The sequence below is a fragment of the Streptomyces sp. OR43 genome, from assembly GCF_008042275.1.
GTDB lineage: Bacteria > Actinomycetota > Actinomycetes > Streptomycetales > Streptomycetaceae > Streptomyces.
Genome location: NZ_RDBK01000043.1, coordinates 964693 through 978387 on the forward strand (window position 1 = coordinate 964693; position 13695 = coordinate 978387).

Here is a 13695-nt window from a genome sequence, read left to right on the forward strand (position 1 = left end):
GCGCGCGGCGCCCGTGACGACGACGACCTGTCCTTCGAGACTGCCCCTGCCGCTCATACGACCTCCTCCTTGCCGTCGATGTGGGTCGCGCCCCGTACCGGGAGGTACGTGGTCACCAGTTCCCGGATCTTCGCGGTGACGGTCTCCGGCGCCTCGACCGGCGTCATGTGGCCCATGCCCGTCAGTTCGGTGAGGCCGAGGCAGTCGGGCAGTGCCGCCGCGAGCGCCCGGGCGTGGACGGGCGGGGTCAGCCGGTCGTCCGTACCCGCGATCACCGCGGTGGGCACCCGCAACTCCCGTACCCCCTCGTCGAGATCGAGGTCCGCGAGCACGTGCCCCCAGGCGACCCGGGCCGCCCGCGGGCAGTCGTGCACGATCCGTGCGCAGGCGTCGACCCGGTCGGGGGCCGAACCCGCGCCCATCGTCCCGTACTTGAGAATGCGGCGGGAAATCGGCGTGACCGGTCCGAGCGGCGCCCGCGCCCCGAGGATCGCACGCGTCATCCGGGTCCGCACGGCGCCGGGCCGCATCGGCACCACGAGGGACTCCGCGAGCAGCCGGGAGCTGCCCGTACTGCACAGCAGGGCGGCGGCCGCGTGCTCACGCAGCCCGGCCCGGCGCGAGGCGGACATGATCGTCATGCCGCCCATGGAGTGCCCGGCCAGGACCGCCTTCTCGCCCGGCGCGAGGGTGGCGGCGAGAACCGCTTCGAGGTCGTCGGCCAGCGCCTCGGTGCTGTATCCCCCGCGTCCCGCCGCCGGCGAGGTGCCGTGGCCGCGCTGGTCGTAGGCGATGACGCGGTGGTCGACGGCGAGGTCCCGGATCTGGGCGTCCCAGAAGCGGGTGTTGCAGGTCCAGCCGTGGGCGAGGACCACGGCCGGGGCGCCGTCCTGGCCGTGCACCTCGACGTGGATGCGGGAGCCGTCGGCGGAGACGGCCATCAGTTCCCGTACGGGCAGCGGCCGGGGGTGCGCGTCGTGCGGCGGCCGGCTCATCCCGCCACCTCCTCGGTGACGGTGGCGGCGACGGCTTCCTTCGCGCCCCGCTGTGCGGGGACCCGTACGACCTCGTACTCCGAGAGGTCGACGCCCCGCGTGGCCTTGCGGAACTCGGCGGTGGTGCCCGGCCAGACCGTGGTGTTGCGGCCACTGGCGTCCAGGTACCAGCTGGTGCAGCCGCCGGTGTTCCAGACCGTGCGCTTCATGCGCTCCTGGACGCGGCGGTTCCAGGCGCCGACGGCCGAAGGGCGCGCGTCGAGTGCGACACGACCGCCCAGCACGTTCAACTGGCGCAGGTAGTCGGCCATGTAGTTCAGCTGGGACTCGATCATCAGGATCATGGACGAGTTGCCGAGCCCGGTGTTGGGGCCGATGATCGTCATCCAGTTGGGGAAGCCCGCCGCGCTGGCGCCGCGCAGCGCCTGCATGCCGTCCTTCCAGGACTCGGTCAGCGTTTTGCCCTCCGCGCCCACCACCCGCTCGGCGATCGGCATGTCGGTGACGTGGAAGCCGGTGCCGAAGATGATCGCGTCGACCTCGGTCTCCGTACCGTCGGAGGCGACGACCGTGGAGCCCCGGACCTCGCTCAGACCGGAGGCGACCACGTCCACGTTGGGCTGCGCGAGCGCCGGGTAGTAGGCGCTGGAGAGCAGGATGCGCTTGCAGCCGATGCGGTACGAGGGGGTCAGCTTGGCCCGCAGCGCCGGATCCTTGATCGCCCGGGCCATGTTGGCCTTGGCTATGCGCTCGACCAGGCCCAGCTGGTCCGGGTGCTTGGTGAAGGCGCCGACCTGCAACTCGCGTATGCCCCAGAGCAGTCCGCGGCGGGCGGTGCCGGTGAAGGGCAGCGTGCGGTGCAGCCAGCGCTCGGCGCCGCTGATGGCGCGGTCCATGCGGGGCATGACCCACGGCGGGGTGCGCTGGAAGAGCGTCAGCCTGCCCACCTCTCGCTGGATCGACGGCACGATCTGGATCGCGGAGGCGCCGGTTCCGATCATCGCGACGCGCTTGCCGGCCAGGTCGGCGTCGTGGTCCCAGCGGGCGGAGTGGAAGACCTTGCCGGGGAAGTCGGCGAGCCCCGGTATGTCGGGCATCTTCGGGTCGGAGAGCGGGCCGGTCGCGGAGACCACGACGTCGGCGACGACCGTCGTGCCGTTCGCGCACTCGATGACCCAGTGCAACTCGTCGTTGTCCCAGCGCATCACGCTCACCTCGTGCTTCAGCCTGAGGTGCGGCCGGAGGCCGAAGGTGTCCGCGACGTGCTCCAGGTAGGCGCGGATGTGCTTCTGCCCGGAGAAGGTGCGCGGCCACTCGGGGTTGGGCGCGAAGGAGAACGAGTAGAGGTGGGACGGTACGTCGCAGGCGCAGCCGGGGTATTCGTTGTCGCGCCAGGTGCCGCCGACCGATTCGGCCCGTTCCAGGATCACGAAGTCGGTGATGCCTTCGCGGCGCAGCCGGACGGCGGCCCCCAGACCCCCGAATCCGGATCCGATCACCGCCACGCGTACATGCTCGTGCTGGGCCATGCTGCCGCCTCCCGCGTACGTCCCACGACTCTGCCAGCAATCACTGGCATTGTTGGGAGAGTAGAGCAGCTTCGTACCGATGGGTAGGGGTGCGGCGAGGGAAGTTACCGGCGGTACAGCAAGCGGTCCGCGCGCGCGGGAGGCCGATAGGGTGCGGAGGTGGCAGAAGGACGCGAGCACCGCGAATACCGCATGGAGGAGCTGGCCAGGGAGGCCGGCATCCCCGTCCGCACCCTGCGCTTCTACCGGGAGCGCGGCCTGATCTCGCCACCCCGGCGCGAGGGCCGCATCGCCTGGTACGACGACCATCACCTGGCCCGCCTGCGCACCATCGCCGGGCTGCTGGAGCGCGGCCACACCCTCACCGGCATCGCCGATCTGGCCCGCACCTTCGAGAGCGGCCGCGATGTCGCCGAGGTGCTGGGCCTGGGCGAACCGACCGAGGAGACCCCGGTCCGGCTCACGCCCGAGCAACTGGCGGACTACTTCAAGGACGACTCCACGCCGGAGAACCTGGCGACGGCCATGGAGCTGGGCTACCTCGGCACGGACGGCGACGAGATCGTGCACATCAGCCGCCGCCTGCTGGAGGTGTCGGCCGAGCTCGTACGCGAAGGCGTCCCGCTCGCCGAGGTGCTCGCCTCCGGCCGCCGGGTCCGCGAACACGCGGACGCCCTGGCCGACCTCTTCGTCGCGACCCTGCGCGCCCACAGCACGGAGACCGAACCGCCCCAACTGCGCCCGCTGGCCCGCGCGGTGGTGGACGCGGAACTCTCCATGGCCCTGGACCGGCGACTGCGCCGCGACACCAAGCCGCCGCAGCCGCCGGTGTAGGCCGTACCGCGCCCTACCGCTCGTACACCACCGTCACCGGCGCGTGGTCGCTCCACCGCTCGCCGTGCGTCGCGGCCCGCTCGACCAAGGCCTTCACGGCGCGCTCGGCCAGACCGGGCGTCGCCACCTGGTAGTCGATGCGCCAGCCCGTGTCGTTGTCGAAGGCGCGCCCGCGGTAGGACCACCACGAGTACGGGCCCTCCACGTCCGGGTGCAGGGCGCGTACGACGTCGACGTAGGCGGCCTCGTCGAAGACCCGGGTCAGCCACTCCCGCTCCTCGGGGAGAAAGCCGGAGCTCTTCTTATTGGCCTTCCAGTTCTTCAGGTCGGCCTCCCGGTGCGCGATGTTCCAGTCGCCGCACACCACGACCTCGCGGCCCTCCGCGGCGGCCCGCGCCTTCAGGCCGGTGAGGTAGGGCAGGAAGGCCGCCATGAAGCGCTCCTTCTCGTCCTGCTTCTCCGTACCGACCTCGCCGGAGGGCAGGTACAGGCTCGCGACCGTGACGCCCGGCAGGTCGATCTCGACGTACCGGCCGCTCGCGTCGAACTCCTCGCTGCCCTCGACACCGAACCCGCCGAAGCCGATCTGTACGCGCTCGGGCGCCCGGCGGGAGTAGAGCGAGACCCCGGCCCGGCCCTTCGCGGCAGCCGGTGCGTGGACGGTGTGCCAGCCCTCGGGCTCACGCACCTCGTCGGGCAGCTGCTGCGCCTCGGCCCGCACCTCCTGGAGGCAGATCACATCGGCATCGGTCTGCGCCAGCCACTCGACGAAGCCCTTCTTGGCGGCGGCACGGAGTCCGTTCACATTTACGCTGGTAACGGTGAGCATCCCGGCACGATACCGACCCAACAAGCCGCATACATGTACCATCATCCGCATGAATATCCAGCAGCGGCCTTACGATCACCCCGACGCCGTCAAACTCAACAACCAGGTGCAGCTCGAATACGCCGAGCGGTACGGGGACGAGGGCGACATCACACCGCTGGACGCCACGATGTTCGACCCGCCGCACGGGCTGTATCTGCTCGCCTACGACGCGTCGGACCGCCCGGTCGCCACCGGCGGCTGGCGCGCGCAGGAGCGCAACGCCGAGGGCTACTCGGACGGTGACGCCGAGCTCAAGCGGATGTTCGTGATACCCGAGGGACGCGGGCAGGGCCTGGCCCGCCGCATCCTGGCCGCCCTGGAGGCCGACGCCCGGGCGGCGGGCCGCACCCGCATGGTCCTGGAGACCGGCGACCAGCAGCCCGAGGCCATCGCGCTGTACCTCTCCAGCGGCTACGCGCCCTGCGAGAAGTTCGGCCACTACCGGACGTACGACAGCAGCCGCTGCTACGCGAAGCCGCTCCAGCCCTCGGCCCAGCCCTAGCCCACGCCGTTGCCCACGCCCTGCCCTAGCCCTTGCCCACCCCCGCCAGGAACCGCGCCACCGCGTCATTGAACGCCTCGGGCCGCTCCAGGCCGGGCAGGTGCCCGGCTCCCTCGACCACGACCAGTTCCGCGCCCGGAATCAGCCCGTGCAGTGCCCGGGCCTCGGCGACGGGGATGTAGACGTCGTCCGCGCCCACGACGACGAGGACCGGTACCCCGGCACCGGCGAGCGAGTCGCGGTAGTCGGGCCGCTCGGCCCGGCCACGCAGCGCGGCCGCCGCCCCCTCGGGATCGGTGCCGCGCATCATCCCCAGCACGTGCGCGGCGACGTCCGGCAGCCCGGTGACGTTGTACGGCGCCAGCATCTTGTCGATGACCTCGTCCGCGTACCCGCCCATCCCCTCGGCGAGCAGACGTTCGGCGAGACGGTTGCGGAACGCCTTGCCGTCCTCGGTCTCGGCGACCGGTGAGGTGTCGGCCAGGACCAGCGCCGCCACCCGGTCCGGGTGGGAGCGGTGGAACTCCATGGCGATCTGTCCGCCCATGGACACCCCGCCGACGACGGCCCGCGCGACGCCCAGGTGGTCAAGCAGCGCGGCGATGTCCGCGGCGAAGACCCCGAACAGGGTGCGCCCCGGGACGACGCCGCTGTCCCCGTAACCGCGCAGATCGGCCACGATCACCCGGTATCCGGCCGCCACCAGCGCGGTGGCCTGCGGCTGCCACATGGTCCGGTCGAACGGATGCCCGTGCACGAGGACGACGGGCGGCCGCCCGCCGTCCGCCGCTCCCAGGTCGTCGTACGCGAGCGTGGTGCCGTCCTCGGCTGTGAACCCGGGACTCACCGGACCACCCGCCCGACACCCACGTAGAAGCCACTGCGCTCGACGACCGGCGCCGGCTCCTCGCGATACCACTCGGTCGCCGGGACGAGCCCCGGCTCGACGAGCTCCAGCCCCTCGAAGAACAGCTCGACCTCGGCACGCGTACGCATCTGCAGCGCGATGGCCCCCTTCTTGTACGCCTTCTCGGTCTGCTGCCTCAGCTCCGGGTGCTGATCCGCGGTGCCGTGCGAAAGGGCCAGGCAGCTGCCGGTGGGCAGGGCGTCGACCAGGGTGCGGGTGATGCCGTACGGGTCCTGGTCGTCCGGAAGGAAGTGCATCAGCGCGTTCAGCGAGAGCGCGATGGGCCGGTCGAAGTCCATTAGCTCTTTTGCTCGTTCGAGGATCGCGTCCGGCTCCCGCACATCGGCGTGAACGTAGTCGGTGGCCCCCTCGGGGGCGCTCACGAGGAGCGCCTCCGCATGCCGCAGGACGATCGGGTCGTTGTCCACGTAGACGACCCGGGCCGCGGGCGTGATCGCCTGCACGATCTGGTGGAGGTTGGGTTCGGTGGGGATACCGGCGCCGATATCCAGGAACTGGTCGATCCCGTCGCGCGCGAGCCAGGCGGAGGACCGGTGCATGAACGCCCGGTTGCGCGCGGCGTTCCCGCGCGTCTCCTCCGGCAGCGTCTGCCCGAACTGCCGATCCGCCGGGTAGTTCTCCTTGCCGCCCAGGAACCAGTCGTACACGCGGGCGGGATGCGGCTTGCTGGTGTCGATCGGGGGCTGAGGCTCGGGTATGCCTGCCGTCACTGGTCGCTCCTCGATACGGAGAATCTCACGATCGGGTACACGCTTTCAGCCTAGGCGACGGTCACCGCACGTCGCGGCTGATCCGATTCAACGCCCTTGTGCTGAAGTGCACTTCAACACGCACACTCAACTCCGCGGCCGCCGGATGACGGTGGCCGGAAGCGGAGGGGAACGTCATGAAGTACCGCACCATCGGCACAGATCCCGCCACCCGTCGCGAGGTGAGCGTCCTCGCGCTCGGCGCCATGCTCTTCGGGTCGGTCACCGACGAGAAGACCTCGTTCGCGATCCTGGACCACTTCGTCGAGGCCGGCGGCACGTTCATCGACACCTCCGACAACTACGCGTACTGGGTCGAGGGCGGCCTCGGCGGCCAGAGCGAACGGCTGCTCGGCAAGTGGCGTCGCAGCCGCGGCGTCGGGGACGGGATCGTCATCGCCACCAAGCTGGGCGCCGAACCGCTCGCGCCAGGAACCGGGTTCGTCGACAACCCGGAGGGCCTGTCGGCGAAGGCGGTCCGTGAGGCCGTGGAGCGCAGCCGCGAACGCCTCGGGGTGGAACGGCTCGACGTCCTCTACGCCCACATCGAGGACCGCTCCGTCCCGCTCGCCGAAACGGTCGAGGCGCTCGGGGAGCTGAGCGCGGCCGGTACGGTCGGGCTGCTGGGCGCCAGCAACCACGCCATCTGGCGGGTGGAGCGCGCCCGGGCACTCGCGGCCTCCGCCGGACTGCCCGGCTACCAGGTCCTCCAGTACCAGCACAGCCACCTCCGCCCCCGGTTCGACGTCCCCAGCCCCCTCTTCGAGGACGGCAGCCTGGGCCACGCCGGGCCCGAACTCCTCAGCTACCTGCGCGCCGAGCAGGACCTGACCCTGGTCGCCTACTCCCCGCTGCTCGCCGGCGCGTACACCCGCCCGGACAAGCCGCTCCCCCAGGACTACGACCACCCCGGCACCCCTGCCCGCCTCGCGGTCCTGCGCGAGGTCGCGGCCGAGACGGGGGCGAGCGTCAACCAGGTCGTCCTGGCCTGGCAGATCTGCGGCCCGCTGCCCGTGATCCCGCTGGCCGGGGCGTCGTCGGTGGCGCAGCTGAAGGAGAACCTGGCGGCGGTGGATCTGGAACTGACGGACGAGCAGCGGGGGCGGCTGGACGGGGCGCACTGAGCGGGCGGGCCCCGCACTCGTCCGCCGGACACCACTACACGCACTCCGTCCCGGCGAAGAAGTACGGGCACCTCCAGTACGGCTCCTGGGGCTACAAGGTGAACTGGACGAAGTACAAGACCAGTGCCGACCGTTGCGGCAAGGTGAAGATCGGCTCGGGCACCGCGAAGCTCCCCACCAAGGAGACGGGCTGGCGCTACTGGACGACCAACTCATGACGCCGCACCCACTCCTCCTGCGGCGGGGCTTCGTGCTCGGCTGTGTCTCCGCGGCGGTCCTCTCCCTCGCCGTGGGGTGCACGAGCGGCTCCGCCGGTCCGGGCGGACCGAGCGCCTCGCCGAGCGGTCGGGCGACGTCTCCGAAGTCCCCGTCCGCACCGGAGTCCCCGTCCGCACCGGAGGAAAGGGCCGAGGAGCGGCTCGGCAGACAGGTTCAGGAAACCCTCGGCACGGCGGATCTCGGCGCGCACGAGCCACGCTTCGTCGAGGCGGGGCTGGAGCGGGTAGGTGACGGTTCCCACAGCGCACCGGAGCTGACCCCGGGCAACTCGTACAAGCTGGCGGTCGTCTGCGCCGGATCGGGGAAGATCACGCTGTCCATCGCCCTGAAGAACCCCGTCCGCCGGACGGTGGCCTGCGACGGCGTCCCGTACCGCCAGGACCTCGCCGCCCCGTCCGGCAAGGTCCGCATCGATACGGCGGCGTTGCCGGGAGCCACGGGCATGGTGGCCTGGCGCGTGGACCAGGCCGAGGGCTGACCACCCGACCGCCTGCGCACGTTGGCCCCTCGGCCAACCTCGGCCAACGAATCTGAGCCGGTCCCGGGCCCGGGACCGGCTCGGGTTCGAGGCGGAGGGGTGCGCTCCCGTGGCGCACTACACAGGCAGCGCCCCGACGGGATGACCGTGCTCCCGGCCGCATGCGGTGAGAGCGAGGACACCATGACCCGCGGTCCTCGTATGCGTCCCCAGCGCTCCGGGGTCGACCGACAGCCGCGCCGCGATGTCGTCGGCGCGACAGGTGTCGGGGATCCGCAGGTCTGCCTTCACCTGGCGGTACCGGGCGACGACCGCATCGGTGTCCGCGACATCCACGCCCTCGAAGGCGCCTCGGGGAAGGCCCTTGTCCTGGTGCGGCAGGAGGTAGCCTGCTTCGGCCGGGTGCGGGAGTCCACCGTCGCCGCTCTCCCCGGCGTCGTACGCGTCGTAGTGACGGACGACTTCTCCGCCTTCGGCGATGCACCAGGCGGTCCAGTCGTCACCGCCGCTCACCCCGTACCAATGGGCCGATCCGAAACGGCGGCTGAGCCCGGCACACCGCTGCCTCACGACCAGGCGGAACACGTCCGCCCTGTCGTCCGCATTCTCGATGCGATGGGTGTCCTGGGAGAAGTGGCCGAAGACGAGCGTCCAGCCGTCCAGAACGGGACTGACGAAGACGCGGGAGCAGGCGGCGTGCGGACGGGCCCCGTCCCAGCTGTGGCGGAATCGGTGCCAGGCCGCCTCACCGGTCCGGAGCGTGACCGGCTGCGGGCTGCCGAGATCGAACGCTGCCAGCACCGCGTCCTGGTCGGCGGTCGGCACCGCGTACCAGGCTCCGCACAGACGCATGCCGTCCGGGGTCTCGGCCAGTAGCTTGATCCGTGTCACGCGGCGCCAGGCCTCCTGGTCCCTGGAGTCGAGGCCGTCCGGCCCCACGAGGTCGGCGAGCACCTCCAGCGCCCCCGCCCGCACCCTGGGTCCGGGTGCGGGCCGACGGCGCACGCGCTGCAGATGGGGTACCGCCGCGGTGCCGATCGCCCGAAGTGCCCGGACCGCGCCACGCCGGGCCCCGGGATCCAGGTCCCCCAGCAAGGGGATCAGCCCCTCGATCGATGCGGCCGTCAGTCCCTCGCCCATGCGGCGCACCCTAATCGGAGGCACTGACAAGGGCGCCGGAGGTGACCCGTGCCTCAGGGAAGGACGCAGAAGCACTACGGTGCCCCGAACGGGGACCACAGGACCTGGAGCGCGCCTCGGTGTTGCTGGCCGCTCGGCTCGGCCGGTGACTCCCCCGCTCCTGGTCTCGGGATGACCAGGAGCCGCTCCGAGTCCGCGACGCTCTCAGGCCGCGGCCCGCTCGGCGAGCGGGCGGCGGCGCAGGGCGGTCTCGGTCAGCGAGCGCGCCGGGAACGAGGCGGCGGGGTTGTACAGGTTCGTCCCGGGCGGCACGATGGCGTCGATCCGGTCGAGGGTCGCATCGTCCAGGGTGAGTGCGGCGCCCTTGAGCAGGTCCTCCAACTGCCGCATCGTCCGCGGCCCGATGATGGCCGAGGTGACGGCCGGGTGGGCCACGGTGAAGGCCACGGCGAGCTGGGGCAGGGTGCAGCCGATGCTCTCCGCGAGTTCGACGAGCTGTTCCACGGCCTCGAACTTGGCGGCGTTCGCGGCGATCGCGGGATCGAAGTTCGCCGGCCGGATCGCGGCCCGGCCGGTCGTCAGATCCGAGGGCCTGTCCTTGCGGTGCTTGCCGGTGAGGAACCCGAAGGCCAGAGGGCTCCAGACCAGTACGCCCATGCCGTAGCGCTCGCAGACCGGCAGGAGCGAGGACTCTATGCCCCGGGCCAGGACCGAGTAGGGCGGCTGGTCGGTGCGGAACCGTCCCAGACCGCGGCGCTCGGACACGTGCTGCGCCTCGACGATCTCCTCGGCCTGGTAGTTGGAGCAGCCGAACGAACGGATCTTCCCCTGGCGCACGAGGTCGTCGAGGACGGAGAGGGTCTCCTCGGTGTCGGTGGTGTGGTCGGGGAAGTGGATCTGATAGAGGTCGATCCAGTCCGTGTTCAGGCGCCGGAGGCTGTCCTCGACCGCCTTGAGGATCCAACGCCGTGAGTTTCCGCTGCGGTTGGGCCCCTCGCCCATCCGGCAGTGGACCTTGGTGGCGAGCACGACGTCGTCACGGCGCCCTCGCAGCGCCTTGCCCACGATCTCCTCGGACTCGCCCTGCCCGTACATGTCTGCGGTGTCGACGAAGTTGATGCCCTGGTCGAGGGCGGTGTGGATGATGCGGGCGCAGTCGTCATGGTCGGAGTTGAATCCGTCCTGGAACATCATGGTGCCGAGGCAGTGGACGCTGACCTCGATGCCGGTTCTGCCGAGCGTGCGATAGCGCATGGCGGTGCTCCCCCTACTAGCCGATCAGGCGGGCGACTGAAGCGTCGGCCGCACGAGGAACCCTAGGAACTAGAGTCCCCTCTAGATCAACCCCGTTACGCTGGGCGGCATGGTGGAGGACCCCACGAGTCTGAGCATCGGGCAGGTCGCCGAACGCACCGGGCTGAGCATTCACGCCCTGCGCTTCTACGAGCAGGAGGGCCTCTTCGTCAACGCAGTGCGGCGCGGTGCCGGCGGACGTCGTGTCTACGACCAGGACGATGTGGACTGGCTGACGGTCTGCATCATTCTCCGCGCGTCCGGCATGCCCCTGACCGTGCTTCGCCAGTACACGGACCTCGTCCGGGAGGGCGGCGACAACGCGGAGGAACGGCTCGCGCTCATGCGTGAGCATCAGGAGCGGGTCACGTCCCAGATCAGCCGGCTCACCGAGTCCCTGGACCTGATCAAGTTCAAGGTCGGGGTCTACGAGGACCTTGTCGACCAGGGCGACGCCGCCGCCGAGCAGTGCCACGGCTCGTCCCTCACCTGACGAGACCCGACGAGACCTGAAGGGGCCGACGAGGCGCGGCGAGCTGCTCTGCATGCGCGGCCGGGTGTACGCCCGGCCGTCCGGCCTTGCCAGATGCTGCCGGGGCAGAGAAACGCAAAGATCCCGTCCGATCAATCAGATCGGACGGGATCTTGTGGACTCTTCCTGAGCTGACTCAAGAACAGTCGCTGCGGTGGACCTGTGGGGATTTGAACCCCAGACCCCCTCGATGCGAACGAGGTGCGCTACCAGACTGCGCCACAGGCCCTTGCAACGAGTGAAACTTTAGCACCCCGGACGGGGTGCTCGGAAATCCATTCCGCGCTGGTCAGCCGAGCCGGTCTCGCAGCGGGCGGGGTGGCCGTCTCACTCGTTGGCCGCGCGGGGGCGGTCGTCCTCGTCGTACTGGTCGAAGAGCGGGGTCCGGCCCCGGTCGCCCCGCGCGCCACGGGCGGCATCGAGGTCGGCAACCCGGAGACCTGGAGCGCGGCCCGCTCCTCCGCCGCCGAACCCGCCCAGCCGGCCACCCCGCAGCCCGCGGCACCCCCGGTGGACCCGGCGCCCCGCCAGCGCTCCGCCCAGTCCCGCCGCGCCCGCGACCGGGGCCGGACCCCGCTCTTCGACCAGTACGACGAGGACGACCGCCCCCGCGCGGCCAACGAGTGAGACGGCCACCCCGCCCGCTGCGAGACCGGCTCGGCTGACCAGCGCGGAATGGATTTCCGAGCACCCCGTCCGGGGTGCTAAAGTTTCACTCGTTGCAAGGGCCTGTGGCGCAGTCTGGTAGCGCACCTCGTTCGCATCGAGGGGGTCTGGGGTTCAAATCACTCCGCACCCGCCGCCCGGCGTCCTCGCCCCGGTGGAATCGACGCGGAGCGCGCGCGGCGTGCGCAGCGCCTCCAGGTCCTCGCGCGCCGTCGGCGCACCACCGTGATCCTCTTCCTCGGCTTCACGCTCGGCGCGGTCGTCGCGGCGGTCGGCGGACTCCGTTTCCTTTGGGCCCCCGCGGTCCCGGCGCCGGTCCATGGTGAAGGCGAACCTGCGACGCTCCTGCGCGCGCAGATGCACGATGTACGTGCTCAGCAGCACCGCCGGGACCGCGGGGGCCCAAAGGAAACGGAGTCCGCCGACCGCCGCGACGACCGCGCCGAGCGTGAAGCCGAGGAAGAGGATCACGGTGGTGCGCCGACGGCGCGCGAGGACCTGGAGGCGCTGCGCACGCCGCGCGCGCTCCGCGTCGATTCCACCGGGGCGAGGACGCCGGGCGGCGGGTGCGGAGTCGGCGGAGTCGAGGGAGGGATCGGGGCGGTCGCGCGTCGGGCGTTTCTGCGCCGCGCGCTCCTGGGCGGAGTGCTCCGGCGCACGCGCCGGGTCGTGGACCCGGGCCTCGGTGTGCGCCGGAGGCGCGGAAAAGGCCCGGACGTCGACGGAATCCATTCGGTCCGTGACTTCGTCCGGGTCGGCGTCGGGCGCCGCCTCCTCGTCGGTGCGCTCCCGCAGCTCCTTGGCGTACCGGCGCTCCATCGCCGCCCGTCCGGACAGCAGCCGGATGGCGGTGCTGAAGCGTTCCGTCGGACGGGCTTCGTTGAGCTCGTCCTGCCTGCGGAGCCACATCGGTACCAAGTAGGCGGCCCAGGCCCCGACAATGACTGCGTAGATGAGGCCGCTGCTGCTCACATCTCACACCGTAGAGGGGTTTGCGCGGAGGCATCCGCCAATTGACGCGGTGTGTCGCACGATCCGGCTGATATCACGGACTTTTTTTGTGATTGTTCGGATCAACAGTCGGCGTTTGCGCGCCCGTTAGCGGTCATCGGCCGACCAATTTCGAACAGACATTTCATTCTTAGCGGTACTCCGGCCGTTCCGGACGCTCCGGACGCGCCCGGTGCCACCTCCGGAGCAGGCCGTCTGGCACCTCCTCCGCGGTGAGCGCGTAGATCAGATGGTCCCGCCAGGCACCGTCGATGTGCAGATAGCGGGGCCGGATCCCCTCCTCGCGGAATCCGAGTTTCTCCACGACCCGCCGGCTGGGACCGTTCTCGGGGCGAATGCACACCTCGATGCGGTGCAGTCCGACCGCGCGGAAACAATGGTCGACGGCGAGGGCGACCGCCGTCGGCATCACGCCCCGGCCCGCCACCTCCTGGTCCACCCAGTAGCCGACGTGGCCCGAGCACATCGAACCCCAGGTGATCCCGGCCACGGTCAACTGACCGACCAGACGGCCCTCGTACTCGATGGCGAACGGCAGCATCCGGCCGGCGTTGGCCTCGGATCGCAGATGGCGGACCATCTGGCGGTACGTGGGACGCTGGGCGACCGGTCCGCCGGGGGCGGGCGGGGGCACGGTCGCCTCCCAGGGCCGCAGCCAGTCCCGGTTGCGGCGGTTGACCTCGCGCCACATGCGCTGGTCGCGCATCTTTATCGGCCGGAGGGCGACATCGCCGTCCACCAGGGTCACCGGCCAGGTCGGGACG

The 13695-nt window shown here is 71.0% G+C and carries 13 protein-coding genes, 1 tRNA gene and 2 pseudogenes; 6 read left to right on the plus strand and 10 right to left on the minus strand.

Annotated features, from left to right (window positions below; all coding sequences use genetic code 11):
- Positions 1-53: 53 nt before the first annotated feature.
- Both EAO72_RS22720 and EAO72_RS22725 read right to left on the minus strand, forming a co-directional pair.
- Positions 54-995, minus strand: a complete 942-nt coding sequence (locus tag EAO72_RS22720) for an alpha/beta fold hydrolase (RefSeq protein WP_148019125.1) — start codon at positions 993-995, stop codon at positions 54-56.
- Positions 992-2524, minus strand: coding sequence for a flavin-containing monooxygenase (locus tag EAO72_RS22725; RefSeq protein WP_148019126.1), 1533 nt, complete (start codon positions 2522-2524; stop codon positions 992-994). The genes EAO72_RS22720 and EAO72_RS22725 overlap by 4 nt, the downstream gene beginning before the upstream one ends.
- 192 nt (positions 2525-2716) lie before the next feature.
- Here EAO72_RS22725 and EAO72_RS22730 point away from each other — a divergent pair, with 192 nt between their 5' ends.
- Positions 2717-3358, plus strand: a complete 642-nt coding sequence (locus EAO72_RS22730; protein ID WP_148021977.1) for a MerR family transcriptional regulator — start codon at positions 2717-2719, stop codon at positions 3356-3358.
- Between the two features lie 13 nt (positions 3359-3371).
- Here EAO72_RS22730 and EAO72_RS22735 read toward each other — a convergent pair whose 3' ends face one another.
- Complete coding sequence (locus tag EAO72_RS22735; protein ID WP_148019127.1) at positions 3372-4187, minus strand: exodeoxyribonuclease III; 816 nt, start codon at positions 4185-4187, stop codon at positions 3372-3374.
- Between the two features lie 49 nt (positions 4188-4236).
- Between EAO72_RS22735 and EAO72_RS22740 the strand changes: the two genes are divergently transcribed.
- Positions 4237-4731 (plus strand): GNAT family N-acetyltransferase, encoded by a 495-nt coding sequence (locus EAO72_RS22740; protein ID WP_148019128.1) that lies wholly within the window; start codon positions 4237-4239, stop codon positions 4729-4731.
- Between the two features lie 25 nt (positions 4732-4756).
- On the opposite strand, the gene EAO72_RS22745 is transcribed toward EAO72_RS22740, so the two are convergent.
- Together EAO72_RS22745 and EAO72_RS22750 are read right to left on the minus strand one after the other, a co-directional pair.
- Positions 4757-5578: an alpha/beta fold hydrolase gene (locus EAO72_RS22745; RefSeq protein WP_148019129.1), complete on the minus strand. Its 822-nt coding sequence runs from the start codon at positions 5576-5578 to the stop codon at positions 4757-4759.
- Positions 5575-6369 carry an SAM-dependent methyltransferase gene (locus EAO72_RS22750; protein WP_148019130.1) on the minus strand — a complete coding sequence of 265 codons (795 nt, stop codon included), beginning with the start codon at positions 6367-6369 and terminating at the stop codon, positions 5575-5577. The genes EAO72_RS22745 and EAO72_RS22750 overlap by 4 nt, the downstream gene beginning before the upstream one ends.
- A 176-nt stretch (positions 6370-6545) precedes the next feature.
- On the opposite strand from EAO72_RS22750, the gene EAO72_RS22755 reads away from it, so the two are divergent.
- The gene (locus EAO72_RS22755; protein WP_148019131.1) at positions 6546-7532 is read left to right on the plus strand and encodes an aldo/keto reductase; all 987 of its coding nucleotides are present in this window, start codon (positions 6546-6548) and stop codon (positions 7530-7532) included.
- Between the two features lie 214 nt (positions 7533-7746).
- Positions 7747-8289 (plus strand): hypothetical protein, encoded by a 543-nt coding sequence (locus EAO72_RS22760; protein WP_148019132.1) that lies wholly within the window; start codon positions 7747-7749, stop codon positions 8287-8289.
- Positions 8290-8406: 117 nt separating this feature from the next.
- On the opposite strand, the gene EAO72_RS22765 is transcribed toward EAO72_RS22760, so the two are convergent.
- Positions 8407-9429 carry a HEAT repeat domain-containing protein gene (locus EAO72_RS22765; RefSeq protein ID WP_148019133.1) on the minus strand — a complete coding sequence of 341 codons (1023 nt, stop codon included), beginning with the start codon at positions 9427-9429 and terminating at the stop codon, positions 8407-8409.
- 204 nt (positions 9430-9633) lie between these two features.
- Complete coding sequence (locus tag EAO72_RS22770) at positions 9634-10683, minus strand: aldo/keto reductase (RefSeq protein ID WP_148019134.1); 1050 nt, start codon at positions 10681-10683, stop codon at positions 9634-9636.
- 109 nt (positions 10684-10792) lie between these two features.
- Between EAO72_RS22770 and EAO72_RS22775 the strand changes: the two genes are divergently transcribed.
- A complete protein-coding gene (locus EAO72_RS22775) occupies positions 10793-11215 on the plus strand; it encodes a MerR family transcriptional regulator (RefSeq protein ID WP_148019135.1) in 423 nt (140 codons plus the stop codon).
- 194 nt (positions 11216-11409) lie between these two features.
- Here EAO72_RS22775 and EAO72_RS22780 read toward each other — a convergent pair.
- Positions 11410-11483 (minus strand) — tRNA-Ala (locus EAO72_RS22780).
- Positions 11484-11641: 158 nt separating this feature from the next.
- On the opposite strand from EAO72_RS22780, the pseudogene EAO72_RS44105 reads away from it, so the two are divergent.
- Positions 11642-11881 (plus strand): annotated as a pseudogene (locus EAO72_RS44105) (hypothetical protein); the annotation flags it as partial.
- A gap of 270 nt (positions 11882-12151) precedes the next feature.
- On the opposite strand, the pseudogene sepX reads toward EAO72_RS44105, so the two are convergent.
- Positions 12152-12892, minus strand: a pseudogene (gene sepX / locus EAO72_RS44110) (divisome protein SepX/GlpR); the annotation flags it as partial.
- 169 nt (positions 12893-13061) lie between these two features.
- The gene (locus tag EAO72_RS22790) at positions 13062-13679 is read right to left on the minus strand and encodes a GNAT family N-acetyltransferase (protein WP_148019136.1); all 618 of its coding nucleotides are present in this window, start codon (positions 13677-13679) and stop codon (positions 13062-13064) included.
- Between the last annotated feature and the right edge of the window lie 16 nt (positions 13680-13695).

Bases quoted from the DNA above. Each gene is read 5' to 3' on its own strand.
- EAO72_RS22720 (WP_148019125.1), bottom strand. From the start codon at position 995: ATGAGCCGGCCGCCGCACGACGCGCACCCCCGGCCGCTGCCCGTACGG.
- EAO72_RS22725 (WP_148019126.1), bottom strand. From the start codon at position 2,524: ATGGCCCAGCACGAGCATGTACGCGTGGCGGTGATCGGATCCGGATTC.
- EAO72_RS22730 (WP_148021977.1), top strand. From the start codon at position 2,717: ATGGAGGAGCTGGCCAGGGAGGCCGGCATCCCCGTCCGCACCCTGCGC.
- EAO72_RS22735 (WP_148019127.1), bottom strand. From the start codon at position 4,187: ATGCTCACCGTTACCAGCGTAAATGTGAACGGACTCCGTGCCGCCGCC.
- EAO72_RS22740 (WP_148019128.1), top strand. From the start codon at position 4,237: ATGAATATCCAGCAGCGGCCTTACGATCACCCCGACGCCGTCAAACTC.
- EAO72_RS22755 (WP_148019131.1), top strand. From the start codon at position 6,546: ATGAAGTACCGCACCATCGGCACAGATCCCGCCACCCGTCGCGAGGTG.
- EAO72_RS22760 (WP_148019132.1), top strand. From the start codon at position 7,747: ATGACGCCGCACCCACTCCTCCTGCGGCGGGGCTTCGTGCTCGGCTGT.
- EAO72_RS22765 (WP_148019133.1), bottom strand. From the start codon at position 9,429: ATGGGCGAGGGACTGACGGCCGCATCGATCGAGGGGCTGATCCCCTTG.
- EAO72_RS22770 (WP_148019134.1), bottom strand. From the start codon at position 10,683: ATGCGCTATCGCACGCTCGGCAGAACCGGCATCGAGGTCAGCGTCCAC.
- EAO72_RS22775 (WP_148019135.1), top strand. From the start codon at position 10,793: ATGGTGGAGGACCCCACGAGTCTGAGCATCGGGCAGGTCGCCGAACGC.